Genomic DNA, 12133 nt, shown 5'->3' on the forward strand with positions numbered 1-12133 from the left:
TGCCGTTAATTAACTAAATATTGTATGTACAGATTGGTTCAACGAAGAGGAATTATAGGTTTATTTTGCTTGCTGTTCGTCGCAAGTAGCGTGATGCCGGGATGGGCGCAGAAAGATAACCGCTTTGAGGTAAGTAAGAACCTGGACATTCTCAATTCCTTATTGAAAGAGGTAGAGATGTTCTACGTGGATTCGGTAGATGTGAATAAAACCGTTCAGCGGGGAATCGAAGCGATGTTGAGTGGTTTAGACCCTTATACGGAATACTATCCTGAGCAAAATACGGAGGAATTGAGTTTGATGACAACTGGCGAATACGGGGGAATCGGTTCCTTGATCCGTCAACGTAATAACGAGGGAGGCGTGATGATTGCCGAGCCTACCGAGGGAATGCCGGCCGATTTAGCGGGTTTGAAACCGGGCGATTTGATCTTGGCGATTGATACGATTGATGTTTCCAAGGCTACTTCATCCCGGGTCAGCGAGTTGCTGAAAGGAGTTCCTAATACGAAAATGGTCTTGACGATCCAACGTCCGGGCGAGAAGAAGCCCCGGAAAATCGAGATTACCCGTAAGCAAATCACCACTCCTCAAGTTACTTACTACGGAGTTCGCAACGATAGCATCGGGTATATTTACCTAAGGGCGTTTACTATCAAGAGCGCCCAAGAGGTGAAAGAGGCATTTTTGGACTTAAAGAAAAATCATGATATCAAGTCTTTGGTATTGGATTTGCGTGGTAACGGAGGCGGTGTGCTGGAAGGGGCCGTGCAAATCGTGGGGATGTTCGTGCCGAAAGGCAGCGAGGTACTTTCTACGAAGGGAAAGATCAAGCAATGGGATCGTACGTATCGAACCTCTGCGGAGCCTTTGGATACGGTAATGCCGTTGGCTATATTGATCAATGGAGGTACGGCTTCTGCCGCCGAGATCGTGTCGGGGGCTTTGCAAGATATGGATCGTGCCGTATTGGTGGGACAACGTTCGTTTGGTAAGGGTTTGGTACAAGCTCCCCGCGACCTGCCTTATAATGGGAAAGTGAAGATTACAATGAGTAAATATTATATTCCGAGTGGCCGTTGCATCCAACAAATCGATTATACGCACCGGAAAGAGGATGGTAGCGTGGCGGCTATCCCGGATAGCTTGACCTCTGTATTCTATACGTCGAAGAAACGTCCGGTACGTGATGGTGGCGGTGTTCGCCCGGAGTTTGAGGTGAAAGAACCGAAAGTTCCTACCATGATGTATTATTTGGCCGCGGATACGGTTTTGTTTGATTTTGTCACGGATTGGGTACGAAAGCATAAAACGATCGCCCCTATTGAGGAGTTCACGGTTTCCGACGAGGATTTCGAGGCCTTGAAACAATATGCCAAATCCAAGAATTTCACATACGACCGTCAAAGCGAGAAGGTCTTGAAGAACCTGAAAGAGGTAGCGGAGTTCGAAGGATATCTGGAAGAGGATTCTACGGCATTCAAGGAATTAGAGGCTAAGCTGACTCCGAATCTGGAAAGAGATTTCGATCGTTTCAAGGATGAGGTGAAACGAGTAATGGCCGCCGAGATCGTAAAACGTTATTATTATCAACGAGGCGAGTTGCAAGAAAGTTTGAAAAATGATCTTGTATTGGAGAAAGCGTTGGAAGTGCTGGGAAATCCCCGATTGTATAACGAGACGCTAAGTACTCCTGTTGCCACGGCACAAACTGTAGAGACGGAGCATGCTCCGTCTCCCACTGCCAAACAGTAATTTAAGATACCTATTTGAGGGGATGAGACGGGGCACGCCCCGTCTCTACAATGAGAATTTTATATGTAATACGACCAATTCCGAGACAGTTCCCACCCGATAAGGAGGTCCCGCTATACCGATACCGGAAGATACGTAGAACTGCGTAGGTCCTTTCTTGTAATATCCGTACGGACATTCATACACAAGTTTCATCAGCAGAGGATAAGGCCATAATTGCCCGTTATGCGTATGTCCGTGTAATCCCAGATCCACCCCGTTCATGTTCATCTCGGCAAACGACCAAGGTTGATGATCCAATACGATAATAGGCTTATCGGTATCCACCCCTTTCATTAACGAATGAAGCGATTTTCGTTTCTTATTGACAAAATCATCCCTTCCTATCAGATAAAAGGTTGAATCCGGTTGGACAACCGAGTCTATCAGTAGCGTACCTCCGGTCTTTTGCAGCCAGCGGTATTTCGCGTTCCGGTTTGCCCGGTACTCGTGGTTCCCGTAAATGATATATACGCCTAACGGGGCTTTTAATTGGTTGAGATCATCTTCTATATGGGCGTTTTCCGCGAACCGGGATTCATAATCCATGATATCTCCCGCCAGTACTACCATATCCGGATGCTGTGCGTTGCTGAGCGCCACGTATTTTTGTACCAAATCCTTTCCGATAACCTCTCCGATGTGTAAGTCGCTCATCAAGACAATTGTCAGGCTATCCCGATCTCCCGCACTTTTGGGCAGCGTGATATATACGTCTTTGACTATCGGGTTCGTCACCGTATGGTAAGCGTGGATCATTAAACCGGCGACTCCGGATACGATAAGGAAGAACAGAGCCAGTTTGGTTTGCCGCCAATGTCCTGTTATCCACTTGGGAAACCATGGTTTAATACGTTGGGAGAGTCTGATCAACTCGATCGCCAATAAAGATAAAGTGATGTAAATAGACGCTATATACCATGTGTTGCAGATGTACTGGATCGCGATTATCACGTTATCAGGCAACTCGTTCCTGAAAATGAATCCGAAAAAATAAAGCGATAACTCTAGTATGAAAAACAGGGTAAAAGGAATCCGGCAACTTTTCTTAGGAGGAAGTGCCTGGTATCCTCTCCAGAAAATATACGGATTTAGTAATAGCTGCGCTACGATCGATTGAATAAATACTTTCATCTTTACTCTTTGAATGTAATATTGAACACCACCATCTCGCTGTCCGTACCGATACGGAAAGGCGGTCCCCACAAAGATAAGCCGGATGAGACATAAATCATACTATTTCCGATTTTTTTCATCCCGTAGCTTAACTCGAACATATGATCCACGATCCAGCTCATTGGCCAGACTTGCCCTCGATGCGTATGTCCGCTAAACTGTAAGTCTACACCGGCCTTTTCCGTTTTCTCCAGGTCGTAGGGTTGATGATCCAATAAGATAACAGGTTTGCTTTTATCAAGGTTCGCGGTTAGCTGAGCTAAAATTTTCCGTCCTTTGTTGTGCCGGTCGTCTCGTCCTACGAGTTGGATTTGGTTGGGTAAGATAACCGTGGAATCCCGTAGAAGCACGATAGGTGTTCGGGCTATAAATTTCTCGCTATCCTCTATACCGCTGATATACTCATGATTGCCGGGTACCATATAGACACCTAATGGGGCGTATATCTTGGACAGTTCCTCTTCCATATGCTCATGCCGTAGGGGAACGACGCTATTGTCTATCAAGTCTCCACCGATAAGCACGATATCCGGACGTTGGGCGTTAATCTTTCGCACATATTCGGCGAGCATGGCTTTGTTGGTAGCGTACCCTAAATGTATGTCGCTTATAGCTACAACTTTCAGCGGTTGTTCATCTATATCGGCCGGCTTGTTGATAACCATGTTGATAACTCGTGTATCGGGGTGTTGATAATTATAATACCCATATCCTAATGAGCTGAGAGTCAAAAATAAGGATAAATAGAATGAATATTTGCAGCGCAAGTGGAAAAGTCGTAAAAGATCAAATACCAACAAAGCCAATACCATATATAAGGTGAATACGAGCCATCCTGTCCCTACTTGAGAAACCGTTTGGGCGAAAGAGGCCGGCATATCCAGGTTCCGGAATAAAAAACTACAGAAGAACGACAAGGCTCCTCCCCAGAAAATAATGGATAACAACACTTTCACACCGGTAGACTGGCTTTTCAACGCTTGTCTTCCCCTCCAGAAAATATATACGTTACCTGCAAGATACAGGATTGGAAGTATGATAAAGAACGATAACATTTCTATTAATTTTCCGCGAAGATAATGAAAACTCTTTATGCGGCAAATGGTATAATTTGCGAATAACAGGGTTTAATGGTAAGGATTACATTTTTAAGGACGAAAAAATGAGTGTTCCTCGCATTTTTAAGGACGAAAAAGTGAGAGGTGCTATTCTTTTTATTATCTTCGTGATAAAAATGAAGATAGATGAAAAGAGAAGCTATAAAACAACTATATGATTGGAAGAACAGGAGAAATCATAAACCTTTGATCATTCGGGGAGCGAGACAAGTAGGAAAAACCTGGTTGCTGAAAGAATTTGCCCGAGAAGCTTATTCTCAATATGCCTATATAAATTTTGAGGATAATGAGATCATGCGGAATATTTTCCAAAAAGATTTTCAGATAGAAAGAATATTACTGGCTCTTCAGTTGGCTACTCACGTGAAAATAGATACGGATACTCTTATTATTTTTGATGAGATTCAAGAGGCTCCCCGGGGAGTTACCGCGTTAAAGTATTTTTATGAGAAAGCACCCCAATATCATATTGTTGCCGCCGGTTCTCTTTTAGGCATATCGATGCACCAAAGTGATTCTTTTCCGGTGGGTAAAGTGGAGTTTATGGATTTATATCCTCTTTCTTTCTCTGAGTTTCTGGATGCGATTGGGCATGCGGACTTTGTTAATCTTTTGCGGCAAAAGGATTGGGATATGATCGGAATTTTCCATACACAAATTCAAGAGTATTTGCGGCAGTATTTTTACATAGGAGGCATGCCTGAGGTGGTTTCTTCATTTGTGGCAGATAAGGATTTTGCGAGAGTCCGGCAATTGCAACGAGATATCCTTGATTCATATGATCGGGATTTCTCCAAGCATGCTCCATTGGGAGAAGTTCCTCGTATCCGTATGGTTTGGAAGTCTGTACCAGCCCAATTATCGAAAGAGAACCGGAAATTTATTTATGGCATTCTGAAAGAGGGAGGAAGAGCGAAAGAGTTTGAACTGGCAATTGAATGGTTATGTGATGCGGGATTGATTTATAAAGTCAATCGAACGAAGAAAGGGTTATTGCCTCTTAGCGCTTATGAAGATTTTTCCGCATTCAAGTTATTTATGGTCGATACCGGCCTAATGTGTTCCTTAAGTAATTTACCCACTCAAGCACTGCTAGAAGGAGATGCGTTATTTACGGATTATAAGGGTGCGCTAACAGAACAGTATGTCTTACAGCAACTGAAGACTGTTCGTGATTTAAGTATTTATTATTGGTCAGCGGATAATTCTCGAGGTGAATTGGATTTTTTGGTTCAGCATGAGAATTTAGTTCTTCCAATAGAGGTAAAGGCTGAGGAAAATTTAAAATCGAAAAGTTTGCGTTATTTTGTGGAGTCGAATCAAGGTTTACATGGAATCCGCTTTTCTATGTCCGCTTATCGGGAGCAAGAGTGGATGACAAATTATCCTTTGTGTAGCGTAGAACATGTGATTTAGAACGCCAAGACAAATTCCAGACAATAAGCTTGTGAATGACATAGGTGTATAATGTATTAAGAACTAGTGTGTTTAAAACATGGCTATCTTTAAGAAAAAACATGTACGTGTTTTACTAAAAAGTCGTACATGTTTTCGTAAAAAGTCGTACGTGTTTTTCCCGAATCATGCGATAGGAAATAAGAGCGTATATAGAAATATACAATAAGCCTCTCTTAATTACGATAAAAGGAGTCTGTCATTTTTTGATAATATATATCCAATTCCTTTTACAGTTTTTATTGAAAGTGTAATGTCTCTTTCTAATAATTTGCGCAAATGTGAGATGCTGTTATTTAGGCTGTCATGGGCTTCTTGTCCATCCCATATTTCATGAAAAAGCTTTTCTCTGCTTACTGGCTGATTTAATTGCTCGGATAACAGATAGAGTAACTTGAAATCTTTAGGGCTTAATGTCTTTGGCAACACTTGTTTATAGGATAATTTATGCGTGGAGAGCTCCAGTTGGTAATCTCCAATAGATATAATATTTGATATTGGACTGGCCTTTTTACAAAATCTTTGGATTAGGAAATCTATTTCTTGTATATCATACGGTTTTTTGGTGTAATGATTAGCTCCGGCTTCGTAGCAGCGTGTTATTTCATCCCCTCCATTATGAGATGAGGCGATCAATATAGGTAATGAAGGATACTTTGAACGAATAAAAGGTAAATAATCCAATGCGTTTTGATTACCTACTTCAAAATCTAAAAGCAGGATATTCGGGAATTCTTTCTCTATTAGGTCTAGGATACAGCTTAATGTATTGGCATAACAAACCTCATAGCCCTTGCTTTGGAGAGCCAATACTATGATTTGACCTAAGTTAAGATCATCTTCGATAAATAGTACCTTTAGTTTTTCTTCCATATATTGTGCTATGCGTTTTCGCCCGGCAAGTTAATGAAAAACGTTGAACCAACGCCTTCCTCGCTACGGAAATTTAGGAAGCCCCCCATTTCTTTAGCCATTAGCATTACGCTGCTCAAACCTAATCCATAACCCGGCTGCGCAGGCTTATCTGTTTGTTTTACCCGGAAAAATTGTTGTCCTAATTTCTTCTGATATTTCTTAGGAATTCCCCAGCCGGTATCTTTTATTGCTATTTGTAAATGGTTGTTTGGTATAGCTAGATTCACGGTTATTTGTACATCGTCATTTGAATATTTCAATGCGTTTTCCAATAGGTTCCGTAAGCAACGCTCCAGACGGACGCTGTCAGCATGTACTATGTTGGGGAAATCATTACTTTTTTCTATTTGAAATGCAACGTTCTTCTGAGGGTATAATTTAGCGATCGCCTGAAAGATTTGCTCGATGAAAGGAGCGATTTCAATAGATGATTTATTAGATGCAGCTTTACCGGAGGGTGTCTTTAATAGGGATAGCATGGACTCAATGATTTCGATTAACTGTCGGATCTGTGTCTTTCCGGTATTTAATAGAGTCGCTTTCATCGAGTCCTTTTCGAGGCTGGCGATAAAATCCATGGAGGCATACGCCGTGTTTAGTGGAGATTTCAAGTCGTGAATGGCGCTATGCACGGCCACTTCCCGTTCTCGGAGTTGGCCATGTGCTTTATGTATTGTTCTTAATAGATAATATAGACAGCCGGCAGAGGTAAGGATTATTAGGCAAGATACGATAAAAGCCAAAAGCATCCGTTGAAAAATACCGGAAAGAGGTAATTTAACGAAAGCCTGTACATATTGTAATCCTTGCGTTCCTATCGGGAGCCTTTCTGTTTGGAACTTATAAAATGAAAGGTTGAATTTTTTTCCTACCGTATTTACGGTTTGCCGGGTAGAGTCTGATATTTCTATATAAGATATTGCTTGTAAATTGTGATCAGTTAATGTTTTATTGAATAGGCTGTCTAATACATTTGGTTTTAAGGGTCTATTTGCATTACGTAGACCGTCTTGCATACGTTGCGCTAATAGGTCGGCATAGTTATCTTTTAGATTCCGATTTTTTATTTGTGGCCAGATTATGGTATCCCCTTTTAGCTTGGCTCGTTCCTCTGGTGTCATATCACTAGCTCTTCTTATGATTCTTTTGGGGTTGTTGGGGTCTTTCGGTTTGTTGCTAACCATTCGCTTGGACATTTCTTGCTTGATAGTTTCTTCGAATAGTTCTTCAAGGACTTCTTGCGTTTTATATTTTTCAGTGTTATATATATTGTATAGCCAATATCCTTGGGAGAGTATTAATACTAGCAACATAATGGCCGCAATATATAAGGAGTGTTTCATGATAGATTCGTTATTTTGGATGTGAAGATAGTGAATAATCTTAAAAAAGATGCGTTTTTCTCGTTTTGTTAGCTTTTTGTTAGATGAAAATTAGGTGTTTGTTAGATAGAGTGCGAAATTTTACTTATATTTTTGTAACAGACTAAAAAAGCATATAGACATGGAAATTGGTGATTTGTTGTCGAAGGAAGAACTTTCCGCTATAAAAGGTGGTGAATGGCATTATGATGAAGAGACTGACGAATGGTATTGGATTGAGGATGGAAGGAGCGTACTGTATTCACAAGAATATCTTTAAGAAATCAAGATTGAAAAAATGAACAGCTATAGATTAATAAAGATGTTCTGTGTTTGATAAATAAATTTTAAAATATGTTTTATTAACAATTAAAAATTATTTGTATGAAAGGTGATTTTATTTCTTTAGATGAGGGTAGTCTTCCTATAGAAAAATTATTAAAGGAAGAAGAGTCACTTATATTAGGAGGTTATGCTTCTATGGTGGACAATGGATGTAATTGTGATTGCGGAGGTTGTTCAGATGAGAAAAATGGATGTCATTGTAATTGTTGAGAAATGATATGTTATTAAATGATCCATTATTTTTTATTGCAGATATGATAGTTCTGTGAAAGATATCATATCTGCAATGTTTAATTTGATTAATATTTATTCCTTAGATCCATAAATATGAAAGAGAGTAATTATAATATATATGTTCCAGTACAAGATAAGGTCATATGTTTTAATACGTTGAATAATATCTTTACGATAATCACTGAAGCTGATTATAGAGTACTTAGAAGTGATATTCTTAATTTACGTGATAATTTAAGAAAGAGATTAGAAGATAATAAGTTTATTATAGCTGATTACTGTGGTGAATATGAACAAATAGAAGCTAGGTATCAAAATAAGGTTAATAGTTCTGTCTATGACTTGACTATACTTCCAACTCTGGATTGTAATTTAAGATGTTGGTATTGTTTTGAGACACATGTTATGGGCAGTAGATTAAGTACTGTAACACAAGATAATATATTAAAGTTTACACAAAATATATTAAATTCGGAAGAGATAACTGCTCTTTCAGTTACTTTATTTGGCGGTGAACCTCTTTTATATTTCAAGGAAGAACTTTATCCTCTTTTAAAGAGGATACGAGATTATGCGATTACTGTTGGAAAATTGGTGAATTTTTCGTTTATAACAAATGGAGTGTGCATTGACGAATCATTCATTCCCATGCTTAGGGATTTAAATGCTGGTTTTCAAATATCAATAGATGGTTATAGGGAAAAGCATAATACCGTAAAAAAGGGAAGTGGCGTAGAGCAATCATATGATATTGTGATGAAGGTGATACACTTGTTACACAATAGTTATAATCCTTATATTAATTTGAGGATTAATTATGATAATCAAACTTTATTACATATTGAAGAGGTTATAAAGGATATTGTTGATATAGATCGTTCACACATACGTATTCACTTGGAACGAGTTTGGCAAACGAGAGGAGGTAATCATGATGGTGAATTGTTGAAAAAAGCTATCACTTTATTTCTAATTAATGGTTTTAGAGTCTCATATCTTAATTTAAATCGTGATGGTGATTCTTGTAAGGCTAGTGAAAAGAACCAAGCTGTAATATCTTACGATGGTATTGTATATAAATGTTCAGGACGGGATTTCACTAAAGATCTCGAAGAAGGAGTCTTATCAGATGAAGGATGTATAAATTGGAATATTGATAAACTTAATAAAAGGTTGTCTTTGAAGACGTTTGATAATGAAAGATGTATTAAATGTAAGATGCTTCCATTATGCTGGGGACCATGCTGTCAAAAAATATTGGAAGGGAGAGATTCAAGGTCGGCTTGTCAGCTGGATTCGATGGAAATTTCTCTTTCTGATTATGTATTGTTTGAGTTTAATAGTTGTATTATAGAAAATAATATAAAGCAGCAAGAAATGAATATGGAAACAGTCTGAGTATTTTATTTGGAAGATGAAATTTGTGGAAGATTGATTTTGTTATCATACAAAAGAGAATATCATGAGGTATTTATTATTCGCTTTATTGCTTATCCTAAATGTACATTCATTTTTAGCTCAGTATCAGTTAAGTGGGCGAATAACCAATTTGGAAAAAGAGATGGTCATTGGGGCAAAAGTAATATTGACTGCTGGAGATGAGCTGGCGGGAATGACTCTGACCGATCAAGACGGAAAATATGGTATAGAGAATCTGAAGGATGGTGAATATCTGCTGTGGATAGAATCTGTTGGATATACTTCGATCTCGGAAAAAGTGTTTTTACGAAAGGACATGAAGTTGGATTATGTCTTATTGCGGGAAATGATCGGAGATTTAGAAGAGGTGGTAGTGAGTGCCGAACGGCAGAACGTAATCAAGGCTACCACGCAGGGTAACGTGTTTTATCTTTCGACTCGGGCGAGAAAGGCGGGTGATGTATATGCTGCTTTACAAGAAATCCCTCGTTTGCAAATAGATGAGTTAAATCGAAGTATATCTACCGTAAGTGGAGGCAAAGTGCTGACGCTGGTAAATGGAGTACCCCGCGGGAATGCGCTTGAAAGCATCGACCCCAAAGATATCCTTTCCGTGGAAGTCATGGAAACTCCCTCGGCCCGTTATTTGTCCGAGGGATTTACGAATGTGGTGAATATCAAGACGAAAAAGAATCCGGGGAAATACAGCCTGTTTAACTTCACTACTCAAAACCATATCGAGCTTCATTATGGCACAGGTAGCGGAGCGTTTGAGATCGGCAACTCCAAAGCCTCTTTTTATATCAACGCGAATGGCTTTTATTTTAATAACAACCATGCGGATGACTATAGGGAGCAGCGTACGAGCCAATTGTATAAACAGGGTGTTAACCGACATGAATCCGATTATTTCTCGTATAATATTACGCTGGGAGGTGACTGGGTGGTAAACACCAAAAATTATTTTTCTTATAATGTATCGTTGAGAAGTATCCCTACAAACGCACAAAAAGAGGGGAAGGGCATATTGATGCGGGAGGCTGATACGATCGATTATGTATCAGTTAATAACAGCAAGACCTTATCCCTTGTGAATGTGTATAATCTCTATCATCGTTTGATGTTCGAGGGGAATAGTTCATTGGAAAATCAAATGAATTTCACGTATAACAAAAATGAAGACCGTGATCATACGAGTGAAACGGGAAGTGATTATTTCTATGATAAAGCCACTCTCTACAAGATGGATTATTATAAAGGGTATCTGCAAAACGTATATGAAAAGAAAGGGGAACGTTTTGAGTTGTCCTTAGGAAACAGGCTCTCTTATGAGAAAACTGGTTTGCGACTTCCTTTATCTGTTGATTTGCCTTTCCGTCATAATCGTTGGAAGGAATATATATATGCGTTATTCGGTCAAAACGCCAAATGGGGCGCTTACTCGGCTTCAGCGGGCATGGACATGATATTCAATCGGATCGGGAATGAGAAGAGTGATTATTATCGATTGAAATATAGTGTGTCGGGTATGCTCCGTCCTCTCTCGTGGCTTACGCTCAAGGCGTGGGCACGTGGTTATACTGAAGAGCCGGGCGTGGCTTATTTGAATCCTTACAATACATCGACAGATAGCTTGAGCATCGTGTGTGGAAATCCTCAATTGAAACCTTCTTATCGGAATGATTGGGGATACAGTATGTCTTTTAATATAGGGAATTTCTATATCAGTCCGGAGATTGGTTATACACATCACTCTGATATAGTTTCTTCTGTAGGATATACGAACGACCAGGGCATTTATACTTCTACTTATGAGAATAAAGACAGCCAAAAATATTTATATATATTTGGTATCGTGCGTTACAATATCCAAGGAATAGGTAATGTCAGTCTCTCCGGAACTTATCATCGCAATGCCTTTTACAGTGGGACGAGAGATTGGTTTTCGAAAATGATTCGTTGGAATTTGGCTTACAGGACTTTTTCCCTTAATGGGCATGTGGATTTTATGGGTACGGCTTATACTCCGACCATGAAAGAGAAAAGTTCGATTGAATCTTTGCTTACGCTCAGTTGGAATATCAACTCTTCTTGGAGGCTGATCGCTTCCGTGCGTTATTTCCTAGGAGGAAAAAAATTTGAGTCTTGGACAGATCAACCGGATTATTATCGTTACACTTATCGTTCGTTCGATGAGAGAAAGAATATGCTCCTTATCGGTTTTCGTTATAATTGGGCTAGCGGCCGGTATAAGGCAAGAAAGAATAGTAAGTTGAAAGTAGATAATAATCGGGTAGAATTATTGAGTGAATAAGG

Annotated in this window: 10 protein-coding genes; 6 read left to right on the plus strand and 4 right to left on the minus strand. The window is 39.6% G+C overall.

Annotation, left to right across the window (positions count from 1 at the left end):
- Positions 1-24: 24 nt before the first annotated feature.
- Positions 25-1755, plus strand: a complete 1731-nt coding sequence (locus Q0110_RS14345; protein WP_297907755.1) for a S41 family peptidase — start codon at positions 25-27, stop codon at positions 1753-1755.
- Positions 1756-1800: 45 nt separating this feature from the next.
- Here the strand turns inward: Q0110_RS14345 and Q0110_RS14350 are convergent, their stop codons facing one another.
- Complete coding sequence (locus Q0110_RS14350) at positions 1801-2928, minus strand: metallophosphoesterase (RefSeq protein WP_297907758.1); 1128 nt, start codon at positions 2926-2928, stop codon at positions 1801-1803.
- 2 nt (positions 2929-2930) lie between these two features.
- Complete coding sequence (locus tag Q0110_RS14355; protein WP_297907760.1) at positions 2931-4025, minus strand: metallophosphoesterase; 1095 nt, start codon at positions 4023-4025, stop codon at positions 2931-2933.
- Positions 4026-4214: 189 nt separating this feature from the next.
- Between Q0110_RS14355 and Q0110_RS14360 the strand changes: the two genes are divergently transcribed.
- Positions 4215-5504 carry an ATP-binding protein gene (locus Q0110_RS14360; RefSeq protein ID WP_297907763.1) on the plus strand — a complete coding sequence of 430 codons (1290 nt, stop codon included), beginning with the start codon at positions 4215-4217 and terminating at the stop codon, positions 5502-5504.
- A gap of 219 nt (positions 5505-5723) precedes the next feature.
- Here Q0110_RS14360 and Q0110_RS14365 read toward each other — a convergent pair whose 3' ends face one another.
- Entirely contained in the window at positions 5724-6416 is a 693-nt protein-coding gene (locus Q0110_RS14365) for a response regulator transcription factor (protein WP_297907766.1), read from the minus strand.
- Positions 6417-6424: 8 nt separating this feature from the next.
- Positions 6425-7801: a HAMP domain-containing sensor histidine kinase gene (locus Q0110_RS14370; protein WP_297907769.1), complete on the minus strand. Its 1377-nt coding sequence runs from the start codon at positions 7799-7801 to the stop codon at positions 6425-6427.
- Positions 7802-7961: 160 nt separating this feature from the next.
- On the opposite strand from Q0110_RS14370, the gene Q0110_RS14375 reads away from it, so the two are divergent.
- The 4 genes from Q0110_RS14375 (at position 7962) to Q0110_RS14390 (ending at position 12131) form a co-directional block, all read left to right on the plus strand.
- Positions 7962-8099, plus strand: a complete 138-nt coding sequence (locus tag Q0110_RS14375; RefSeq protein ID WP_297907772.1) for a hypothetical protein — start codon at positions 7962-7964, stop codon at positions 8097-8099.
- 104 nt (positions 8100-8203) lie between these two features.
- The gene (locus tag Q0110_RS14380) at positions 8204-8374 is read left to right on the plus strand and encodes a hypothetical protein (RefSeq protein WP_195474322.1); all 171 of its coding nucleotides are present in this window, start codon (positions 8204-8206) and stop codon (positions 8372-8374) included.
- Positions 8375-8491: 117 nt separating this feature from the next.
- A complete protein-coding gene (locus tag Q0110_RS14385) occupies positions 8492-9796 on the plus strand; it encodes a radical SAM protein (RefSeq protein WP_297907778.1) in 1305 nt (434 codons plus the stop codon).
- A gap of 64 nt (positions 9797-9860) precedes the next feature.
- The gene (locus Q0110_RS14390; protein ID WP_297907781.1) at positions 9861-12131 is read left to right on the plus strand and encodes a carboxypeptidase-like regulatory domain-containing protein; all 2271 of its coding nucleotides are present in this window, start codon (positions 9861-9863) and stop codon (positions 12129-12131) included.
- The last annotated feature ends 2 nt before the right edge of the window (positions 12132-12133 follow it).

Origin of the sequence: uncultured Parabacteroides sp., from assembly GCF_947855115.1 — a bacterium.
Taxonomy (GTDB): Bacteria; Bacteroidota; Bacteroidia; order Bacteroidales; family Tannerellaceae; genus Parabacteroides.